Origin of the sequence: Inquilinus limosus (assembly GCF_051487185.1) — a bacterium.
Classification (GTDB): Bacteria; Pseudomonadota; Alphaproteobacteria; order DSM-16000; family Inquilinaceae; genus Inquilinus; species Inquilinus limosus_F.
The window spans coordinates 185,055-205,490 of the sequence record NZ_JAHVDK010000003.1; the positions used below are offsets into that span (position 1 = coordinate 185,055).

At 71.1% G+C, this 20,436-nt stretch carries 17 protein-coding genes and 1 pseudogene; 12 read left to right on the forward strand and 6 right to left on the reverse strand.

What is annotated here, in order from left to right; translation table 11 throughout:
• The first annotated feature begins 4 nt into the window (after nucleotides 1-4).
• Both KXR53_RS04460 and KXR53_RS04465 read left to right on the forward strand, forming a co-directional pair.
• A complete protein-coding gene (locus tag KXR53_RS04460) occupies nucleotides 5-952 on the forward strand; it encodes an ABC transporter ATP-binding protein (protein WP_437373797.1) in 948 nt (315 codons plus the stop codon).
• Complete coding sequence (locus tag KXR53_RS04465) at nucleotides 936-1,895, forward strand: ABC transporter permease (RefSeq protein ID WP_437373799.1); 960 nt, start codon at nucleotides 936-938, stop codon at nucleotides 1,893-1,895. The genes KXR53_RS04460 and KXR53_RS04465 overlap by 17 nt, the downstream gene beginning before the upstream one ends.
• Before the next feature lie 3 nt (nucleotides 1,896-1,898).
• Here the strand turns inward: KXR53_RS04465 and KXR53_RS04470 are convergent, their stop codons facing one another.
• Nucleotides 1,899-2,609: a DUF3426 domain-containing protein gene (locus tag KXR53_RS04470; RefSeq protein ID WP_437373801.1), complete on the reverse strand. Its 711-nt coding sequence runs from the start codon at nucleotides 2,607-2,609 to the stop codon at nucleotides 1,899-1,901.
• Nucleotides 2,610-2,804: 195 nt separating this feature from the next.
• Here KXR53_RS04470 and KXR53_RS04475 point away from each other — a divergent pair, with 195 nt between their 5' ends.
• The 7 genes and pseudogenes from KXR53_RS04475 (at nucleotide 2,805) to KXR53_RS04505 (ending at nucleotide 11,489) form a co-directional block, all read left to right on the forward strand.
• Nucleotides 2,805-3,428, forward strand: a complete 624-nt coding sequence (locus KXR53_RS04475) for a YdcF family protein (RefSeq protein WP_437373803.1) — start codon at nucleotides 2,805-2,807, stop codon at nucleotides 3,426-3,428.
• Nucleotides 3,429-3,434: 6 nt separating this feature from the next.
• The gene (locus KXR53_RS04480; protein WP_437373804.1) at nucleotides 3,435-4,190 is read left to right on the forward strand and encodes a lysophospholipid acyltransferase family protein; all 756 of its coding nucleotides are present in this window, start codon (nucleotides 3,435-3,437) and stop codon (nucleotides 4,188-4,190) included.
• 7 nt (nucleotides 4,191-4,197) lie between these two features.
• On the forward strand, nucleotides 4,198-5,754 hold the full coding sequence (locus KXR53_RS04485) for a hypothetical protein (protein ID WP_437373806.1): 1,557 nt from the start codon (nucleotides 4,198-4,200) through the stop codon (nucleotides 5,752-5,754).
• A 55-nt stretch (nucleotides 5,755-5,809) separates the two neighbouring features.
• Nucleotides 5,810-6,223 carry a DoxX family protein gene (locus tag KXR53_RS04490; RefSeq protein ID WP_437373808.1) on the forward strand — a complete coding sequence of 138 codons (414 nt, stop codon included), beginning with the start codon at nucleotides 5,810-5,812 and terminating at the stop codon, nucleotides 6,221-6,223.
• A gap of 104 nt (nucleotides 6,224-6,327) precedes the next feature.
• A pseudogene (locus KXR53_RS04495) lies at nucleotides 6,328-7,502 on the forward strand (serine hydrolase domain-containing protein).
• 91 nt (nucleotides 7,503-7,593) lie between these two features.
• Nucleotides 7,594-10,968 carry an LAGLIDADG family homing endonuclease gene (locus KXR53_RS04500; protein WP_437373810.1) on the forward strand — a complete coding sequence of 1,125 codons (3,375 nt, stop codon included), beginning with the start codon at nucleotides 7,594-7,596 and terminating at the stop codon, nucleotides 10,966-10,968.
• 110 nt (nucleotides 10,969-11,078) lie between these two features.
• Nucleotides 11,079-11,489 carry a hypothetical protein gene (locus KXR53_RS04505; RefSeq protein ID WP_437373812.1) on the forward strand — a complete coding sequence of 137 codons (411 nt, stop codon included), beginning with the start codon at nucleotides 11,079-11,081 and terminating at the stop codon, nucleotides 11,487-11,489.
• Between the two features lie 10 nt (nucleotides 11,490-11,499).
• Here KXR53_RS04505 and KXR53_RS04510 read toward each other — a convergent pair whose 3' ends face one another.
• Nucleotides 11,500-12,120, reverse strand: a complete 621-nt coding sequence (locus KXR53_RS04510; protein ID WP_437373814.1) for a gamma-glutamylcyclotransferase — start codon at nucleotides 12,118-12,120, stop codon at nucleotides 11,500-11,502.
• Between the two features lie 125 nt (nucleotides 12,121-12,245).
• Between KXR53_RS04510 and KXR53_RS04515 the strand changes: the two genes are divergently transcribed.
• On the forward strand, nucleotides 12,246-13,256 hold the full coding sequence (locus KXR53_RS04515) for a DUF2125 domain-containing protein (RefSeq protein WP_437373816.1): 1,011 nt from the start codon (nucleotides 12,246-12,248) through the stop codon (nucleotides 13,254-13,256).
• Nucleotides 13,257-13,374: 118 nt separating this feature from the next.
• Here KXR53_RS04515 and KXR53_RS04520 read toward each other — a convergent pair whose 3' ends face one another.
• Genes KXR53_RS04520 through KXR53_RS04530 form a run of 3 tightly spaced genes read right to left on the reverse strand, consistent with a single transcriptional unit; the run spans nucleotide 13,375 to nucleotide 16,294 of the window.
• Nucleotides 13,375-14,322, reverse strand: a complete 948-nt coding sequence (locus tag KXR53_RS04520; protein WP_437373817.1) for a prephenate/arogenate dehydrogenase family protein — start codon at nucleotides 14,320-14,322, stop codon at nucleotides 13,375-13,377.
• Nucleotides 14,319-15,422, reverse strand: coding sequence for a histidinol-phosphate transaminase (gene hisC / locus KXR53_RS04525; protein WP_437373819.1), 1,104 nt, complete (start codon nucleotides 15,420-15,422; stop codon nucleotides 14,319-14,321). Before hisC ends, KXR53_RS04520 begins: the two co-directional genes overlap by 4 nt.
• Before the next feature lie 8 nt (nucleotides 15,423-15,430).
• Entirely contained in the window at nucleotides 15,431-16,294 is an 864-nt protein-coding gene (locus KXR53_RS04530) for a chorismate mutase (RefSeq protein WP_437373821.1), read from the reverse strand.
• A 262-nt stretch (nucleotides 16,295-16,556) separates the two neighbouring features.
• On the opposite strand from KXR53_RS04530, the gene KXR53_RS04535 reads away from it, so the two are divergent.
• Nucleotides 16,557-17,399 (forward strand): hypothetical protein, encoded by an 843-nt coding sequence (locus KXR53_RS04535; RefSeq protein ID WP_437373823.1) that lies wholly within the window; start codon nucleotides 16,557-16,559, stop codon nucleotides 17,397-17,399.
• A gap of 128 nt (nucleotides 17,400-17,527) precedes the next feature.
• Here KXR53_RS04535 and KXR53_RS04540 read toward each other — a convergent pair whose 3' ends face one another.
• Nucleotides 17,528-18,286, reverse strand: a complete 759-nt coding sequence (locus KXR53_RS04540; protein ID WP_437373825.1) for a class I SAM-dependent methyltransferase — start codon at nucleotides 18,284-18,286, stop codon at nucleotides 17,528-17,530.
• Nucleotides 18,287-18,396: 110 nt separating this feature from the next.
• Here KXR53_RS04540 and KXR53_RS04545 point away from each other — a divergent pair, with 110 nt between their 5' ends.
• The gene (locus KXR53_RS04545) at nucleotides 18,397-20,283 is read left to right on the forward strand and encodes a DNA/RNA non-specific endonuclease (protein WP_437373827.1); all 1,887 of its coding nucleotides are present in this window, start codon (nucleotides 18,397-18,399) and stop codon (nucleotides 20,281-20,283) included.
• The last annotated feature ends 153 nt before the right edge of the window (nucleotides 20,284-20,436 follow it).

The following is a 20,436-nucleotide window of genomic DNA, read 5'->3' on the forward strand; positions in this document are numbered from 1 at the left end:
CGCCATGGCGGAGGACGTCGTCCTGTCGACGCATCGGCTGGTCAAGCGCTACGGCGACCGCACCGCCGTGGACGGCATCGACCTCGAGATCCGGCGCGGCGAGATCGTCGGCCTGCTCGGGCCCAACGGCTCGGGCAAGACCACGACGATCCTGATGCTGCTGGGCCTGACCGAGGCGACCTCGGGCGAGGCGCGGGTGCTGGGCCGCGACCCGATGCGCGACCCGCTGTCGGTCAAGCGCGCCGTCGGCTACCTGCCCGACGCAGTCGGCTTCTACGACGGGCTGTCGGCCGCGACCAACCTGGTCTACACCGCGCGGCTCGCCGGCATCCCGCGCCGCGAGATCCGCGGCCGGATCAACGAGGCGCTGCGCCGGGTCGAGCTGTCGGAGCATGCGGACCGCCGGGTCGCCACCTTCTCCCGCGGCATGCGCCAGCGCCTAGGGCTGGCCGAGATCCTGATGAAGCGGGCGCAGATCGCGATCCTGGACGAGCCGACCGCGGCGCTCGACCCGCATGCGACGCACGAGTTCCTGGCGATGATCCGCGGGCTCAGGGAGGCCGGGATCACCGTGCTCCTGTCCTCGCACCATCTCGACCAGGTACAGAGCGTCTGCGACCGCGTCGCCCTGTTCCACCAGGGCCGGATCGTGCTGTCCGGCACGGTGCGCGACCTGGCGGCCCGGGTGCTGGGTGGCGGCTGGGTGATCGATGTCGCGACCGACCTGCCGGGGGCCGAGATGCTGCTGCGCAGCGTGCCGGAGGTGCAGGCGGTGACGGCGGTGGAGCCCGGGCATTGGCGGGTCCAGGCGCGGTCCGACATCCGCAACGCCGTGGCCGCCGCGGTGCTCGGCGCCCGCGGCACGGTGCAGCGGCTCGGCCTGGCCGAGCCCAGCCTGGCCGAGATCTATCGGCGCACATTTGAGGAGGAATCCCATGTGGCGGCGGCGTGAACGCTCCCCCTGGGCCGGCGTTGGCACGGTGCTGGCGAAGGAGACGGCCGACCACCTGACCAGCGTGCGCATGCGCCTTTTGGAGGCGCTGGTGTTCCTGACCGCGCTCGGCGCCACCTATGCGGCGCTGCGCTCGATCCGCGACACGGTCGGCCAGGACCCGTTCCTGTTCCTGAACCTGTTCACCCTGTCGCAGGCGCCGCTGCCGTCCTTCGTCGCCATCCTCGGCTTCCTGGTGCCGCTGGTGGCGATCGCGTTGTCCTTCGATGCGGTGAACGGCGAGTTCAGCCGGCGCACGCTGGGCCGGCTCCTGTCCCAGCCGATCTACCGGGACGGGCTGATCTTCGGCAAGTTCGCGGCGGCGCTCCTGACCCTGGTGATCGCGCTGGTGGCGCTGTGGCTGGCGGTGATCGGGCTCGGCATCCTCCTGCTCGGCCTGCCGCCGAGCACGGAGGAGATCGTGCGGATGGCCGGATTCCTCCTGGCCACCATCGTCTTCGGCGGCGTCTGGCTGGCCGTTGGCCTGCTGTTCTCCACGCTGTTCCGGTCGCCGGCCACGGCGGCGCTCTCGGCGCTGGCGGTCTGGCTGGTCGTCGGCATGTTCTGGGCGCCGATCACCTCGATGATCGCCGACCTCGTCTCCGGGCCGCTGATGGGGCCGATGGGTCCGAACATCGAGCATGTCGAGACCGCCCGGGCGCTGTCGCGGATCTCGCCGAACGGCCTGTTCGCCGAGATCACGGTGGCGCTGCTGAACCCCGCCACCCGGACGCTCGGCCCGGTGCTGTACAGCGACCTCGACGGCGCCCTGATCGGCGCGCCGCTGCCGGCGGGCCAGAGCTTCCTCCTGGTCTGGCCGCAATTCCCGGCCCTGATCGCGGCGGTGATCGTGCTGTTCGTCCTGGCCTATCTGGTGTTCCTGCGCCAGGAGGTGAGGGCGTAGCCGCTATGGGGCGGCGCCGGTCTGGGCGCCGATCTCCAGCCTTGTGGCGGCGTCGGGCGTGGTCTCGACCGTCGCCGCCACCTGCACCGACTGGTCCGGCGCGAGCGTCTCGGTCGTCACCACCAGCGGCGCGCGCGCCACCACGGTGCGGCTGGCATCCAGCAGGCGCACCTCGATCGGCGGCACCGGCCGGGTCACCAGCGCCCGGTTCTCGACCCGGCCGGTGACCACCACCTGCTCCACGCCGCTGCTGCCGACGCGCCGGACCTCCAGCCCGCGCAGCACCAGGCCGCGGCCCAGGGCGCCGGTCTCGACCGGCTCCGCCACCGGCACGCCGATGGTGTCGTACAGGCGGATCGCCGGCGGCCAGAAGCGGACGATCGAGTCGCGCGCGAAATAGCCCACCCCGGCCAGGCCGCCGATCAGCAGCACCGCCAGCGCCAGACCGACCGCCGGCCCGTCGCGCCGGCGCGGCGTGATCACCACCGGCAGGTTGGTAATGTGGCCCGCGGCCGACGGGGAAGGCGCCGCCTGCGTCGCTGCCGGTCCCACCAGCACCGGCTGCGGCTCGGGCGGCGGTGGCGGCACCGGCTCGACTGCCGATTCGCGCCAGATATGGCCGCAGCGTGCGCATTTGACGCGCCGGCCGTCGGGGCCGATCGCCGCCGGATCGACGAGATAACGGGTCGAACAGCTGGGGCAGGTGACGATCATGGCGCGTTATCGCATGCCGGTCCGCCGCTGCCTATATCATCCGAGGCAATTTTGTGAATGCGGTGAACGGGTTGCAAACCCGCATCGGGCAGCGTCGCGCCGGGGCCGTGACGCGGCCGCATAATCTTGCCACGATCCGCCCCTTTCCTGTCCGGGCGCCGTGATCCGCGGCCGCGGCGCAACAGCAGTTCGTTCATGTCGATGACCGCCGATCCGTCCCCCAAGCCCCGGCTTTGGCGCCGCCGTTTGCGGCTGGCCCTGCTGGCGCTCATCGTCCTCGCGGCGGCCTGGGGGGCGGGGCTGGCTTGGTTCGTGGCCCAGGCCGGGCGCGGCGGTGAGGCCGACCCCGACCGCACCGATGCGATCGTCGTGCTGACCGGCGGCAGCGAAAGGCTGCGCGCCGGCCTCGACCTGCTGGCGCGGGGTGTGGCCGAGCGGCTGCTGGTCAGCGGCGTGCATCGCGATGTCAAGCTGGGCGAGCTGTTCGCCCTTTCGCCCACCGACGATTCGCTGCGCTGCTGCGTCGATCTCGGCTACGCCGCCAATGACACCCTGGGCAATGCGCAGGAGGCGGCGGCCTGGATGCGGGCGCACGGCTTCCGCAGCCTGCGCCTCGTCACCTCGAACTACCACATGCCGCGCAGCATGCTGGAGTTCCGGGCGGCGATGCCGGAGATCGAGATCCGGCGGCAGCCGGTCGACCCAGGGGCGGTGCATCTCGACCGCTGGTGGGCCTGGCCCGGCACGGCGCGGCTGATCGTCTCCGAATACAACAAATTCCTGGTTGCGCTGGCGCGTGTCACGCTCGGCAGGATATAGGGCGTCATGATCATCCTGCGCTCCGCCCTCTTCAACCTGCTGTTCTTCGGCTGGACAACGCTGTGCTGCTTCGCGCTGCTGCCGTCGATGCTGCTGCCGCACCGGACGATGATGGCCTGGATCTTCGTCTGGCTGCGCAGCGTGCATTGGCTGGAGAAGACCATCCTCGGCATCGACTACCGCGTGGTCGGGCGCGAGAACCTGCCCGATGGCGCCTGCATCGTCGCCGCCAAGCACCAGTCGGCCTGGGAGACGCTGAAGCTGCATCTGCTGCTGCCCGACCCGGCGATCGTGCTGAAGTCCGAGCTGCTGAAGGTGCCGGTCTGGGGCAAGTACCTGCTGAAGACCGGGATGATCCCGGTCGATCGCGGCGCGGGCAGCCGGGCGATCCGCGACATGATCGAGCACGCCAAGGTCCGCGCGGCGGAGGGCCGGCCGATCGCAATCTTCCCGCAGGGCACCCGCACCGCACCCGGCACCTGGCGGCCCTACCGCATCGGCGTCGGCGCGCTCTATGAGGGGCTGGGCGTGCCGGTGGTGCCGATGGCGCTGAACTCCGGCGTGTTCTGGCGCCGCCGCGCCTTCCGCAAGCGGCCGGGCACGATCACGGTCGAATTCCTGCCGCCGATCCCGCCCGGCCTGTCGCGCGACGAGATGATGGTGCGGCTGGAGGAGGAGCTGGAGACGGCGTCCGAGCGGCTGGTGGTCGCCGCCGGCGGGCCGCCGACGCCGCGCCCCACCCGGGCCGCCGCCACGGCCTGAGCGCGGATTGCGCCGACCTCGGCCGCCCCTGCTCCTCGCCGCGGTCGCCGGCCTGTCGCTGCTGGCGACGGCGGCGGCCCTGCGCCTGCCGGGCGCCGCCGGGCTGATCGGCAACGCCGATGCCCTCTATCTGCCGGCGCTGTTCGACGACCTGCACCGCGGGCTGGACAATCTGCGCGGCTGGCACCTGACCCCAGGGCCCTATGTCTTCCCGGACATGCTGGTCTATGGCCTGGCCGACCTGCTGACGGTGGATTTCCGTCAGGCCTTGCCGCTCAACGCGGCGCTGCAACTCGCGCTTTATCTCCTGCTCGGCGCCGCGGTGCATCGTGCCGCCGGCGGCCGGTCCGCCGCCATGGCCGTGGCCGCGCTCGCGGCGGTGATGGCGCTGCTCTTCGCCTTCGGCTGGGGCTTGGCCGGCTTCTACGGGCTGAACTGGCTGATCTATCCCTTCGTCCCGACTTTCCATTTCGGTGCGATCCTGATCGCGGCGGCGGTGCTGGCCCTGCTGCTGCGCCAGCTCGACCGGCCGGGCCCCTGGCCGCTGATCGGGCTGGCCGGGCTGATCCTGGCCGGGGTGCTGTCCGACAGCTTCGTCCTGCCCTATGCCGCCGCCCCGGCGCTGGCGCTGTCGCTGCTCTGCGCCCTGGTTCCCCGAACCCGACGGGCCGCCCTGACCGCGGTGGTGGTGGTCGGCGGGGCGGCGCTGGCGGCCTTCCTGCTGCAGGGCTGGATCAACCCGCTGAACGGGATCTATCGCCAGCAGCTCGACCGCGGCGTCGGCTACGGCCTGTCCCGCCTCGGCGGCGTCCTGTGGCGCCCGGATGCGGCCGAGCTGGCGGTCAATCTCGGCCTGATCGCCTTCGCCCTGCTGCCGGTCGTCCGGACGGCCGCGGTGCTGCGCGGCCTGGCCGCCGGGGAGCGGGAGATCGCGCCTTCGGACCGGATCGCGGTCTTCGCCACCGCGTCCTCGCTCGCCACGCTGCTGGCGGTGGTGCTGTTCGGCATCTTCCGCGACGATTCCTTCCTGCGTTATTTCCAGCCCTGGCTGTTCCTGACCGCGCTCTGGCTCGCCCATCTCATCGCCGACCGGCTGCGGGTGCCGACCCGGCCGGTGGGCGCGACCGTGGCGGCGTTGCTTGTCGCCGGCGCCGCGCTCTGGGCCCGGCCGGACCAGATGGCGGCGCGGATCGAACCACCGCGGACGCTCGCCTGCTTCCAGGGCGAGGCGCCTGTCGCCGGCCTCGCCGGCTATTGGTGGGCCAAGCCGCTGGTGCTGCATTCCGGCCGCCGGGTCCAGATCGCCCAGGTGGCGCGCAACGGCGCGCCCTATCACTGGATCATCAATGAGGGCTGGGCCCGACAGGACTGGGCCGGCGGCACGGGGGCTCCGCGCTTCGGCTTCATCCTGATGGACGGGCTGAACGCTCGCGCCGTGGTCGCCCGCTACGGCATGCCGGACAGGGTGGAGCGCTGCGCCGGCATTCCGCTGTGGCGCTACGACGACCCCGACCGGCTGCGCCGCCCCCTGGCCGCGGCGACGCCGGTGACCCTGCCGGACTAGAGATTGAGGCGCACGCCCGGCGTCGGTTACCCTCGCCCTGTTCGGGGAGGAAACGATGGATGCAACCTGGCGGTCGGCCGCCGTTCTCGTCGGCCGGCTGATCTTCGCCGCGGTCTTCCTCATGGCCGTGGCCTTCAAGTTCATGGATATGAACAGCACCGCCGGCTACATCGCCATGGCGGGGTTCCCGGCACCGCTTGTGCTGGCCTGGCTGGCCGCGATCTTCGAATGCCTTCTGGTGGTCTGCTTCCTGATCGGGGTGTATTTCTCGGAAGCGGCGCTGCTGGCCGGCGTCTATGTCGTGTTCCTGGCCTTCGCCTTTCACGGCCCGGCGCGCTGGGCCGGAAACCAGGCCGAGTTCGGCTTCTTCGTCGACCACTTCACCTTCCTGGCCGGGCTGCTCTTCGCGGCGGCGCACGGGCCGGGGCGGATCCTGACGCTGCGCCGAAGCGTGATCGGCCGGGCCTAGCGGTCCTCCGGCGGCTTTCAGCAGCGCGTTGCGCTCGGCTCCGTCCGGCGGCTACACCCGCATGCCCGGATGACGGCACGCCGATTCGAGAACGGAGTCTCCCGATGACGATCGCCCTGTTCGAGGGCACGCCGGCCGCCGATCCCGCCCTGTCGCCGCGGATCGACGCCGCGATCGACAAGGCGCTCGCGGAGAAACGCATCGTCGGCACGGTGGTGCTGGTCGCGCAGGACGGGCGGCTGGTCTACCGCCGCGCCGCCGGCCAGGCCGACCGCGAGGCGGGCCGGCCGATGCGCGAGGACACGGTGTTCCTCTACGCCTGACCAAGCCGATCGTCACCGCCGCCGCCCTGCGGCTGGTGGAGGAGGGTCGGATCGCCCTCACCGATCCGGTCACGAAGTTCCTGCCCGACTTCCGGCCGAAGCTGGCCGACGGCAGAGAGCCGGTGATCACCATCCGCCATCTCCTGACCCACACCGCGGGCCTGATCTACGGCTTCACCGAGCCGGCGGACGGCCCCTATCACCGCGCCGGCGTCTCCGACGGGCTCGACGGGCCGGGCCGGTCCTTCGCGGAGAATCTGCGCCGCATCGCCTCGGTGCCGCTCGCCTTCGCCCCGGGCAGCGCCTGGGCCTATTCGGTGGCGCTCGACGTGCTCGGCGCCGCGCTGGAGCAGGCGGCCGGCGAAAGCCTGCCGGACCTGGTGCACCGCCGCGTCACCGGGCCGCTCGGCCTCCGCGACACCGGCTTCGCCCCGCCGGACCGCGCGCGCCTGGCCGCCGCCTATGCCGACGCGGTGCCGGAGCCGGTGCGGATGGGCGAGGCCTACGTCATCCCGGCGCCGCAGCCCTTCGCCGGGCTGAGCTACGCCCCCGGCCGCATCTTCGATCTGGCCTCCTACCCGTCGGGCGGCGCGGGCATGGCGGGCACGGCCGGCGACTTCCTGGTGTTCCTCGAAACCCTGCGCCGCGGCGGCGCGCCGATCCTGAAGCCGGAGACGGTGCAGGCTATGGCCACCAGCCAGATCCCCGGCCTTTCAATGCCGGACACGCCGGGCACGACCTTCGGCTACGGCTTCGCGATCGTGACCGACCCGGCGGCGGCCGGGGTGCCGATGACGGCCGGCACCTGGCGCTGGGGCGGTGTCTACGGCCACTCCTGGTTCGTCGACCCGGTCCGCCGGCTGACCGTGGTCGGCCTCACCAACACCGCGGTCGAGGGCATGAACGGTCCGTTCGTCGCGGGCCTGCGCCACGCGATCTATGCCGGGCCGGAATAGCGGGGCCGCGGACCCGACCACTGTCCCTGGTTGACCCGCCCCGGCCGTACCCCCATCCTTTGGGGGTGCGGCGGTCTGCGGGAGGTCCATCGTGGCCGAGCCGGGCGATATCGCGACTCAGATCTGGGACATGAAGTACCGGCTGAAGCAGCCGGACGGCACCCCCGTCGACCTGACGGTCGAGGACAGCTGGCGACGCGTCGCCGCCGCCGTGGCGGCGGCCGAATCGGACCCGGCGCTGTGGACCGATAAGTTCCTCGGCATCCTGCGCGGCCATCGCTACCTGCCGGCCGGGCGCATCCTGGCCGGCGCCGGCACCGGGCGCGACGTCACCCTGTTCAACTGCTTCGTCATGGGCACGGTGCCGGACAGCATGTCGGGCATCTTCGCCCATCTGCGCGAGGCGGCGCTGACACTGCAGCAGGGCGGCGGCATCGGCTACGATTTCTCGACCATCCGGCCGAAGGGCGCGCCGGTCGCGGGCGTTGGGGCCGATGCGTCCGGCCCGCTCTCCTTCATGGATGTCTGGGACGCGATGTGCCGGACCATCATGTCCGCCGGCTCCCGCCGCGGCGCGATGATGGCGACCTTGCGCTGCGACCATCCCGACATCGTCGACTTCATCGAGGCCAAGCGCACCCCCGGGCGGCTGCGCATGTTCAACCTGTCGGTGCTGGTCACCGACCCGTTCATGGCGGCGGTCGAGGCCGATGCGCCCTGGGACCTGCTGTTCGGCGGCCGCGTCTTCCGCACCGTGCCGGCGCGCGAGCTGTGGGACCGGATCATGCGCTCGACCTATGATTCGGCCGAGCCCGGCGTGATCTTCATCGACCGCATCAACGCCCGGAACAACCTCGCCTATTGCGAGACGATCCAGAGCACCAATCCCTGCGTCACGGCGGACACCTGGGTCCAGACCCTGGAGGGCCCGCGGTCGGTCGGGGATCTGGTCGGCCGGCCCTTCGTCGCCATGGTCAACGGTCGGCCGGCAGCCTCTGGCCCCGAGGGCTTCTTCCCGACCGGCCGCAAGCCGATGCTGCGGCTGGAGACGGCGGAAGGCCATGTCCTGCGGCTGACGGCGGACCATCCGGTTCTGGTCGCGACCGAGGTGTCCCGCTTCCGGATCGAGACCGAATGGCGCAAGGCCGGCGGGTTGCGGCCAGGCGACCGAGTCCGGCTGCACGATCACGGCGACGCGCTCGCCTGGCCTGGCTTCGGCTCGGAGGAAGAGGGCTATCTGATCGGCCTCCTGATCGGCGACGGCACGCTGAAATCCGACAAGGCCGTGCTCTCGGCCTGGCCCGGCGAGGCCACGGCCAACGGCGCCGATGCCCGTCCGGGAATCGCCGGGGTGATGGCGGCGGCGCTGTCGGCGGCCCGGTCGCTGCCGCATCGGGTCGATTTCGCCGGCTGGATGCGCGTGCCCGGCCGGGGCGAACGGCGGCTCAGCCTCGGCGCCCTGCGCGAGCTGGCGCTGTCGCTCGGCCTCGCGCCCGGCCGCAAGACGATCACGCCCGCGGTCGAACAGGCCTCATCCGCCTTCACCATCGGCCTGCTGCGCGGGCTGTTCGACGCCGACGGATCGGTCCAGGGCACACGGGACAAGGGCGTCAGCATCCGCCTGGCGCAGAGCGATCTCGGTGTGCTGCGCGCCGTCCAGCGCATGCTGCTGCGGCTCGGCATCGCCTCGGCGATCTACGCCGATCGCCGCGCCGCCGGCCCGCGCCTGCTGCCGGACGGCAAGGGCGGGCGCCGCTCCTATGACTGCGCCGCCGACCACGAGCTCGTCATCGCCGGGGCTGGCCTGGCCCGCTTCGCCGCCCGGATCGGCTTCGCCGACACCGACAAGCGGGCGCGGCTCGACCAGGCGCTGGCCGGCTATCGCCGGGCGCTCAATCGCGAGCGGTTCCTCGCCACCATCCGGTGGCTGGAGCCGGACGGGGAGGAGGAGGTCTACGACGTCCGGATCCCCGGCCCGAACGCCTTCGACGGCAACGGCCTGGTCCTGCACAATTGCGGCGAACAGCCGTTGCCCCCCTACGGCGCCTGCCTGCTCGGCTCGGTCAACCTGGCCAAGCTGGTGGTCGATCCGTTCACGCCCGAGGCCCGCTTCGACCATGAGGCGCTGGCGGAGATCGTGCCGGTCGCCATCCGGCTCATGGACAACGTCGTCGACGTCTCGCGCTTCCCGCTGCCGGAACAGGCGGCCGAGGCCCAGGCCAAGCGGCGCATCGGCCTCGGCGTCACCGGCCTGGCCGACGCCTTCCTGATGCTGGGCGTGCGCTACGGCTCGCCCGACTCCGCCGCCCTGGTGGAGGAGTGGCTGGGCGCGATCAAGCTGCACTCCTACCGCGCCTCGGCCGAAATTGCGGCGGAGAAGGGGGCCTTCCCGCTGTTCGACCGCGACCAGTTCCTGGCCGCGCCGGGCGTCGCCGAGCTGCCGGAAGAGATCCGGGCCCTGATCGCCCGGCACGGCATCCGCAACGCCCTCCTGACCTCGATCGCGCCGACCGGCACCATCTCGCTCTTCGCCGGCAACGTCGCCTCGGGGATCGAGCCGGTCTTCGCCTGGACCCACACCCGCAACGTGCTGCTGCCCGACGGCAGCCGCCGGGCCGAGACGGTGGAGAATTACGCCTACCGCCTGTTCCGCCAGATCCACGGCGCCGACGCGCCGCTGCCGGATTACTTCGTCGACGCCCAGACCCTGGCGCCCGCCGACCATCTGGCGATCCAGGCGGCGGCGCAGAAGCACATCGACAGCTCGATCAGCAAGACCATCAACTGCCCGGAGGACCTGTCCTTCGACGCCTTCAAGGATGTCTATGCCCAGGCCTATGCCCTCGGCTGCAAGGGCTGCACCACCTATCGCCCGAACCCGATCACCGGCGCGGTGCTAGAGGCGCGACCGCAGAGGGCGGCTGAGGCCCCTGGCCTCAGCGTGCCCTCGCCGCGGCCGGAGGTGCTGCCGGGAGAGACCTACAAGCTGCGCTGGCCGGACAGCGACCACGCCATCTACGTCACCCTCAACGACACGGTGATCGACGGCCAGCGCCGGCCCTTCGAGATCTTCATCAACTCCAAGAACATGGAGCACTACGCCTGGACCGTGGCGCTGACCCGGATGATCAGCGCGGTGTTCCGGCGCGGCGGCGACGTCGCCTTCGTGGTCGAGGAGCTGAAGGCCGTGTTCGACCCGCGCGGCGGGCAGTGGATGGCCGGCCGCTACGTGCCGTCGCTGCTGGCCGCGATCGGCGAGACGATCGAGCGGCACATGGTGGCGACCGGCTTCCTGAAGCAGCCGGAGGGCATCGTACCGGAGGTGGCGGTCGAGGTGACGGCCGAGCCGGCGGGCAATCCGGGCCGGCCGCCGGGCCGGTCCTGCCCGAAATGCGGCCACCCGACCCTGATCCGGCAGGAGGGCTGCGACACCTGCCTCAACTGCGGCTATTCACGCTGCGGGTAGAGCGCATCGCATCCACACAGACAGAAGGGGGCCGCTTTCGGCAACGGCTCGGTCGATGATGGCGTTGCATCGCGCCTGTCCCCTATAATCCCGAAAGCAAAGGGGGGATGATGAACTGCTTTCGCCATCGGGGGACGGCAGCGACCGGGCTGTGCCTGTGCTGCGGACGTGCGATTTGTCCTGATTGCACCCGGGAGATCAACGAGATCTCAATTGCCTGCAGTGATGCTTGCGCTGCGGAAATGCTCAAGAACCAGGAACTGGTCGCGGCGAACAGACGTCACGCCGGTGTTGGTGTCAGCCCCGCACGTTTTCCAACCGGAACATTGACTTGGGGTTTGATGGGAGTGTTTTTCGTCGGGTTCGGTATTTATTCTTCCTATCGAGGAAGCGAATTTATGGCGACGTACACCATATTCTTCGGCATTATGTGCTGGATTCTCGCAGGGGTCGTCTACTGGCGGAACTCGGTACGCGCCAAGCCGGTATCGGATCATCCAGCAAATAGCCGGTCCTCGTGATCCGGGTGTCTCAGGGCGCTTGGGCCGTTGATTGTCCGGCGGACAATGAGACTGTCGGCTCCGCCGCTTCCGCCACCCGCTTCGCCAGCGCGAACAGGGCGCCGTCGCGGATGCCGAGCTCGCGCAGATGTTCGACCGTGTTCAGGAGGTAGTCGCGATTCGGCCCGCTGCTGCCGATGCCGGTGCGGATCATCGCCACCGTCTCGTCATGGCCCAGCCCGCCGCGATATTGGCGGTGGCCGCGATCGGCCAAGAAGCAGCAGGCGGTCACCGGGCCGGACGGTAGACGGATCTGCTTCAGGCTCGGGCGGTAGACGCCGGTCACCATCTCGCGTTCCCAGAGATAGGCGACGACCGCCTGCACTTGCTCCGCCGCCACCTTGAAGGCGATGCCGCGGCAGGATCCGCCGCGGTCGAGGCCCAGCACCAGCCCCGGCCGCTCCGGCGTGCCGCGGTAGCGGTGCGACAGAACGCAGAAGCGGCGGTGATAGCCGTGCAGCACCGCCGGCTCGCGCTCGATGAAGGGAAAGCCCGGATTCCACATCAGCGAGCCGTAGCCGAACACCCAGAGCGGCTCGCCCGGGATCAGCTTCAGATTCGGCGTCTTCCAAGGATGGTGACCATCGGCCATGCCCCAGATGTACCGTTTCGCAGCTGCGAAGGGGAGAGGCGTCGTGTCGCGTTCCGCTGGTTCAGCTTGACTCCGAGGCCCCGGCGCGGCCACGTGCCGGCCTGCGCCACTGCTCGGGATCATCCATGCGCCGCATCGTCGCCGTCCCCGCCACGCTCCTCGTCCTCGTCGCCGCCGGCTGGACCGGCGGCTGGTATTGGGCTGCGGGCAAGGTGCAGGCGCAGGCGCAGGCCTTCGCCGCCAACCCGCCGCCCGGCGTGACGGTCGATCCCGGCGCGCTGCAGGTCGAGGGATTCCCGCTGGTCTTCACCGTCGAATCGCAGGCGCCGAGCCTGCGCCGCATCGACGGCCTGACCTGGACCGCCGCCGGGGTGGTCGCCACCGCCAAGCCCTGGGCCCTGCCCGATATCGGCTTCACCATCGCGCCGCCGCAGCGCGTCACCCTGCCGGGCAGCCCGGCCCTGGTCGCCGAGGTCAAGGGATCGGGCAGCGGCAGCGCCCGAATCGGCACGGACGGCAAGCCGACACGGGTCCTGCTGACCCTGTCCCAGGTCGAGCTGACCGGCGGCCTGCTGCCGGCGCCGCTGCCGGTCGCCCGGGTCAATGGCTCCGTCGACCGGGCGCCGGAGGAGGCCGGGGCCGGCGCCGCCGCGTCGCTCGACATCGAAGGCATCGAGACGCCGGATCTCGGTCTGCAAGCCATGGGCCGGCGGGTCGACCTGGTGGCCGCTCGGCTGACGGTGCTGGGCACGCCGCCCAAGGCGGCAACCGCTCCTGAGCTGGCGGCCTGGCGCGCCGCCGGTGGCAAGCTGCGCGTCGACCGGCTGGCGCTGCGCTGGGGGCCGCTGACGATCGACGCCGACGGCACCCTCGACCTCGACGATAGGCTGCAGCCCCAGGGCACGCTGACGGCGAAGATCCGGGGCTACGGCGCGGTGATCGACGACCTGCAGAAGGCCGGCTTGGTCAAGGACCGCGACGCCGGCTTCGCCAAGGTCGGGCTCGACCTTATGGCGGGCCAGCCGGCGGCAGACGGCTCCCGCACCGTCACCGCCCCGATCGCGATCGAGAAGGGCAAGGTCTCCTTCGGCCCGCTGCAGGTGGCGAAGCTGCCCGAGATCCGCTGGGCGCAGTAGGCTGGTACGCTTGACGCGCTGGTAAAGTCGTTATCGCGAGGCGCGAAGCGCCGTGGCGATCCAGCGGCTCGATGTCTGGATGGCCACGCCCCTTCGGGGCTCGCCATGACGGTTTCCCTCAGTCCTCTTCCTTGGTCAGCCGCGCCGCCTTCTCCGGCTCCATCTCCTCCTGATGGGCGTCGACGACGCCGCGGCGGATGGCGCGGGTGCGGGTGAACCAGGATTGCAGCGTGTCGCCCTCGCCACGGCGGATGGCGCGCTGCAGCCGCACCAGGTCCTCCGTGAACTGCTGCAGCACCTCCAGCACCGCCTCCCGGTTGGTCAGGAACACGTCGCGCCACATCACCGGGTCGGAGCCGGCGATGCGGGTGAAGTCGCGGAAGCCGCCGGCGGAGAAGCGGATCACCTCGGCCTTGGTCGCCTCCTCCATGTCCGAGGCGGTGCCGACGATGGTGTAGGCGATCAGATGCGGGATGTGCGAGGTGATGGCCAGCACCCGGTCGTGATGCTCGGCCGTCATCCGTTCGACCATCATGCCCATGCCGCGCCACAGCGCCTCGACCTTGGCGACGGCCTCGGGGTCGACCCCCGGCTCGGGCGTCAGCACGCACCAGCGGTCGATGAACAGCTCGGCGAAGCCGGCGGCGGGGCCGGAATGCTCGGTGCCGGCGATCGGGTGGCCGGGCACGAGATGCACGCCCTTCGGCAGATGCGGCCCGACGATCTTCGCCACCAGCCCCTTGACCGAGCCGACATCGGTGACGACCGCGCCCGGGGCCAGGGCCGGGGCGATCGCCCGCGCCAGGGACTCATAGGCGCCCATCGGGGCGCAGATCATGACGATGTCGGCGCCGGCCACCGCCGCCGCCGGATCGGCCTCGACCCGGTCGAGGAAGCCGAGCCGCATCGCCTCGTCGCGGGTCTCCTGCCGCCGGGCATGGCCGATGATCTCGCCGACCAGCCCGTGCTTGCGGCAGGCCCGCGCCACGGAAGACCCGATCAGGCCGACGCCCAGCAGCGCCAGGCGCCGGAAGATCGGCGCCGGGGTCGTCGTCTCCGCGCTCATCGGCGGCGCAGATGCTCGGCCAGGGCCTCGACCACCGCCCGCATCTCCTCCTCGGTGCCGATGGTGATGCGCAGGCAGGTCGGCAGGCCATAGGCGCCCATCTGGCGGACCAGGATGCCCTTGTCCTTCAGATACAGCCGTGCCGCCTCGGCGTCGCGCCCGCCGAAATCGATCAGCAGGAAGTTGCCGGCCGACGGCAGCACCGAAAGGCCCAGCGCCTCCAGCTCCGCCGCGGTCCAGCGCCGCCATTCGGCATTGTGGGCGCGGCTCTTCGCGACGAAGTCCTGGTCGGCCAGCGCGGCCACGCCCGCGGCCTGCGCCGCGGCGCTGACGTTGAACGGCCCGCGGGCCCGGTTCAGCACGTCGGTGATGGCGGCCGAGGCATAGGCCCAGCCGAGCCGCAGCGCGCCCATGCCGTAGATCTTCGAGAAGGTGCGCAGCATGACGACGTTCTGGGCCCGGTCGACCAGGTCGGCACCGGGGCTGTATTCCGGATCGTCGATGTATTCGGCATAGGCGGCGTCCAGCACCAGGATCGCGTCCGGCGGCAGGGCCGCATGCAGCCGCTCGACCTCGCCCTTCGGCAGCAGATAGCCGGTCGGGTTGTTCGGATTGGCCAGGTACAGGATGCGGGTGCGCGGCGTGACATGCGCCAGCAGCGCGTCGACATCGGTCTTGCGGTCCGCCTCCGGCGCCGCCACCGGCGTGGCGCCCACCGCCTTCGCCGCGATCGGGTACATCAGGAAGCCGTGCCGGCTGTACAGTACCTCGTCGCCCGGCCCGGCATAGCATTTGGCCATAAGCGCGATCAGCTCGTCCGACCCGGCGCCGGCGACGATGCGCCCGGCATCCAGGCCGTAGCGTTCGGCCAGGGCCTCGCGCAGCGCGCTGCAGCCGCCGTCGGGATAGCGGTGGATCTCGCCGCTCAGCTCGCGATAGGCGGCCATCGCCTTCGGGCTCGGGCCGAAGGCGCCCTCGTTCGAGGCCAGCCGGATCGGCCGGCCCAGCTTCGGATGCGGCACCGTCCGGGCCTCGCCGCCGATATAGGGATCGATGTCGAGCAGGCCGGGGCGGGGGCGGGGCGCTTGGATCGCAGTCATCGGAAGTCTCAGCTCCGGCGGCCGATGGTGATCGGGGTGGCGAAGCCGCCGATCAGGCGGATACGGGGGGCCAGCTCCTCCAGGCGCTCGGCCAGACTGCCCAGCCGGCCGTCCCCGGCAGCGACGAAATCGTCGACGTCGACCAGATGGACCGCGGAGTCCTCGGGGGCGCGGGCCGGCCGGGTCCAGAACGCCACCGGCGGCAGGCCGGCGGCCTCGAAGGTCTGCTTCAGCCGGCTGCGGCTGATGTCGCCGGTGACCTCGACCGTGATCAGGGCGTGGTCGTCGCCGGTCGGCTCGGGGTCGATCTGGGCGACGGCCAGGGCCAGCGGCTCGTCCCGGTGCCGCTCGGTGACAACGAAGGGCAGGCTGCCGACGATCCGCGGCGTGCGCGGGTCGTCCGAGACCAGCACCTGCCACCAGGGGTCGGTGTCGGACTCGACCGGCCACGGCACCACCGCCACCGCGGCGCTGCCGTCATAGACCGCGCGGATCGCCTGGATCGGCGCGGCCGCTGGGGTCGTCGGGGTGTGGCTGCCGTAATGATCGCGCGCCAGGTTCCACAGCTCTTCCTGGTTCTCCGGCACGTGCACGGCGACGGCGAAGGGGGCCTGCATGTGGGTGCAGCCGGCGATCAGCTCGCGCCAGATCCGGGTCAGCTCGGGCAGCGGAAAGCCGCCGGCGTGCCGGGCCGCCAGCCGGCGCAGGATCGCCGCCTCCCGGCCCGGCCGCATCGCCAGTGGGTCGCCGTTCTTGGCGGCGGCGATGTCGTGCACCAGCCCGGCCCGCTGCATGATCAGGTCATGGATCGCATCGTCGAGCTCGTCGATCCGCCGGCGCAACGAGTCGAGCGTCTGGGGGGTGTCTGGCATCGTCTGAAACTGGCTGGAACCTGCCGGGTCGAGGGCGATCAGATGTAGAACGGGGAGGGGGCGAAAGCAAAGGAAACAGTTCGGGTTTTACATATCCCAGGATTGACACATCCGAAGCCCCGACTTTAGCGAGCCCGCCTCGCCAAACCACCGTCATCGCGAGCCCCGAAGGGGCGTGGCGATCCAGGCGGCAAGCCCGCTTCGGACGGGCAAACGCAATGTCGTCTTGCGTTAACCCGCAATCATGTTCATGATATGTTCCATGAACGCTGCCTCTCCCGATCCCGACATCCCGGCCTATTGCCGCGGCCTCGCGCTGCAGCAGGTCGAGATGCTCACGCGGATCGCGGAGCTCGGCATGCGGATGGTCGAGGCCGAGGGCGCCCGCGCCATCGCCGCCCAGGCCCGCGCCGCCGAGCCCGCGGCCGACGAGGCCTCGGTCGAGGCGGCCAGGGCCGAAGCCCAGGAGGCCGGCCTGGCCTTCAGCCGCTTCTCCGGCACCGTGCAGCGCGCCCTGACCCAGCGCGCCCGCGCCGCCGACCGGCTCTGCGCCCATGACAAGGCCGACCGCCGGGCCCGCCGCGCCCGCCAGCGCAACCATGTCACCGAGGCCCTCTATGACCTGATCTGGGATCCGCGCCAGCCGACCGAGGAGCTCGACAAGGCCGAGGAGCGCACCGACGCTCTGGACGAGCGGCTCGACGCGCTCTACGAGGACGAGGAGAACCGGGTCGAGGACCGGCCGGTCGGCTCGGTCATCGCCGGCCTGGCCTGCGGCCTCGAGCTGTCCGACGAATGGCGCCGCCGGGCCGCCGACTGGTCGGACCCGCCCTACCCGCCGCCGCCGACCGGCACCCCGGCCGAGATCCGGCAGCGGCGCCGGGCCCGGCTGGTCAAGCTGATGCAGCGGACGCTCGACGTCATCGCCGATCGCAACAAGGTCCCCGCCCTCAAGGCCGGGATCGAGGCCCGGCTGCAGGAGCCCGATATCGCCGCCCTGCTCGAGGCCGAGCCGCCGATGCGGGCCGCCGACCGCCTCCGCCGATCGCTCGGCCTCGAGCCCTACATCTTCCCCGAAGACCCGGACGCACCCGACACCGGATGACGGGCATGAAGGCACCGGCCGACCGCACAGGCTTGGCTCGCCCCGGCGAACCTGACCCACATGCTGCCTTCGCAGCTGTGTCGCGGCAGGCCGCCCACGATGGACGTTTCGGTCTCCCGGAGGCGGCCTCAGCCCGGTTCCTCGCCCTCGCGCTGCACCCCCAGCACCGGCTGCGGCGAGCCGACCGGCACCAGCACCGGCCGCCGGGCGCGCACCTTCTTGCCGCGCGACAGCTGGTAGATCTGCTTCGACGCCTCGATCATCACCGTGCCGGCGACGCGCTGGAACCAGCGGGCGCCGACCTCCTCCCACACCGGGGCAGTGGACAGGAGGAAGCGCGACCGGGTCGGCGGCAGCCACAGGGCGCGGGCCACCCGCTCCGGCACGAATTGATGCTGGCGCAGCACCTGGTTCAGCTGGCTGGCGGAATAGGGCTTGCCGTGGCCGAAGGGGGTGCGGTCGGACCGCGCCCACAGGCTGCGCCGGTTAGGCACCACCACCAGCAGGCGGCCGCTGCCGTTCAGCACGCGCCAGATCTCCCGCATCAGCTCGCCCAGCTGCTCGGTCGCCTCCAGCCCGTGTACCAGCAGCACCCGATCGACCGACATGTCGGGCAGCGGCAGGTCGGTTTCCTCGCTCAGCGCCACCAGGCCGCGGCCATCCGGCGGCCAATGGGTCACGCCCTGCTCGGCCGGCATGCAGGCGATCACCCGCTCCGCCTCGCCCAGGAACGGCCGCAGGAACGGCGTGGCGTAGCCGAGGCCGAGGATGATCTGGCCGTGCGTGTCCGGCCACAGCTGGCGGATCTGGCGGCGCACCATGCGGCGCACCACGAGGCCCAGGCTGGTCTCATAAAATTCACGCAGATCAATGACGTCGCTGTACATCCGCCCGTCGTCCCAGCGCCTCGCTCACGATAGGATAACGCATCGGCGGCCGGCTTTGACCCATCGCCGTATCCGACTTCGGCACAACAGGAAATTTCAGGAGTCGCTTCATGGCCCGCAAGCCCGAGCCTCGCAGGATCGACCCGGAGCGCCTGAAGCAGGCCGCCCGCGAGGCCGCGGACCTCTATCTCGACCATCCGAACGTCACCTCGGTCGGGATCGGCATGAAGACCGAAGGCGGCAAGCCAACCGGCGAGCTGTGCATCCAGTTCACCGTCGGCCGCAAGGTCGCCCCTCAGGCGCTGGTCGAGGAAGGCATTCCGCCGCTGCCGAAGAGCATCACGGTCGACGGCGTCACGATCCCAACGGACGTGGTCGAGCGGCGCTACAAGCCGTCCTGGCAGCTGGTGCCGCAGGTGGTGAAGGACCAGCGCAAGCTGCGCCATGACCCGCTGGTGCCGGGCATCAGCGTCAGCCACCCCAAGGGCACGGCCGGCACGCTGGGCTGCATCGTCTACGATCGGCAGGACGGACGGCCGCACATCCTGTCGAACTGGCACGTGCTGCACGGAGAGGAGGGCCGGCTGGGCGACACCATCGTCCAACCCGGCCCGTTCGATGACAACCGGGTCGACAGCAACCGGTGCGGCATGCTGGTGCGCAGCCATCTCGGCCTGGCCGGCGACTGCGCCATCGCCCGGGTCGAGGGCCGCGGCGTCGACCCGAAGATCCTCGATCTCGGGGTCAAGGTCGCCCGGCTCGGGCGGCCGGAGCTCGGCGACCGGGTGGTGAAGTCGGGCCGCACCACCGGCGTCACCTGGGGCATCGTCACCCGGATCGAGACCACGGTGAAGCTGTTCTACGGCGAAGAGATCGGCACCAAGCGGATCGGCGGCTTCGAGATCGGGCCCGACCCGGACCGCCCGGCGGCGGAGGACGAGATCAGCAAGGGCGGCGATTCCGGCTCGGTCTGGCTGGCCCTCGACGACAAGGGCAAGCCGACCGACGTCATGCTCGGCCTGCATTTCGGCGGCGAGGCCGACGGCGCCGAGGCCAGCGAGGGCGACTACGCGCTCGCCTGCACCGCCGAGGCCGTGTTCAAGAAGCTGGAGATCGAGCCGACGCCGCCGGAAGCGGCGCTGGCCGAGCCGGTGGCGGCCGCCGCCGGCTTCGATCCGCAGTTCCTCAGCCAGTCCGTGCCGATGCCGGAGCTGTCGCCGGCGCAGGACAGGGACGCGGCGAAGGTCGGCGGCTCCCCCGTCATCCGCCACACCCATTTCTCGCTGGTGCTCAGCAAGTCCCGCCGCCTGGCCCGCTGGGTGGCCTGGAACGTCGATGGTGGCCAGATCCGGCTGCTCAGCCGCAGCGGGATGAAATTCGCGCTCGACCCGCTGGTCGACGCGAAATGGCAGACCGACGACGAGCTCTACGCCGACAACCGTCTCGACCGCGGCCATATCGCCCGGCGCCAGGACCTGGTCTGGGGTCCGCCGGAGGAGGCGGCGCGGGCCAACCGCGAATCCTTCTACTTCACCAACATCGCACCGCAGCACGAGGCCTACAACCAGTCCGGGCTGAACGGCCTGTGGGGTCTCCTGGAGAACGCGATCCTGGAGGATGCGGAGGTCGAGCGTCTCCGCGTCTCGGTGCTCGGCGGCCCGGTGTTCCGCGACGACGACCCGGTCTATCGCGGCGTCGCCATCCCGCGCGACTTCTGGAAGATCGTGACCTATGTCGAGGCCGGCGCACTCAAGGCCAAGGCCTTCCTCCTGACCCAGGAGGACCTGCTGAACCGGATCGAGGCGCTGGGGTTGGAGAAGTTCCGGCTCTATCAGCTTCCGATCGCGGAGCTGGAGAGCCGGACCGGGCTCGATTTCGGCGACCTCAAGGCCGCCGACGACAGGGCGGCGCCGGCCCGCCGGCGCGGCCGCCGCGGCGCGATCGAATCCCTGCCACGGGTGACGCTGATCGAAAGCCTGGCCGATATCGAGCTGTGATCATCGCCTGCCCCTCGTCGTCATTGCGAGGAGGCGAAGCCGACGAAGCAATCCAGGGGCCACGCCAAACAGCCCTGGATTGCTTCGCTGCGCTCGCAATGACGGTGTTGGGAACGGGCGGGAGGAGCTATGCTGCCCCGCTCGATCCCGCCG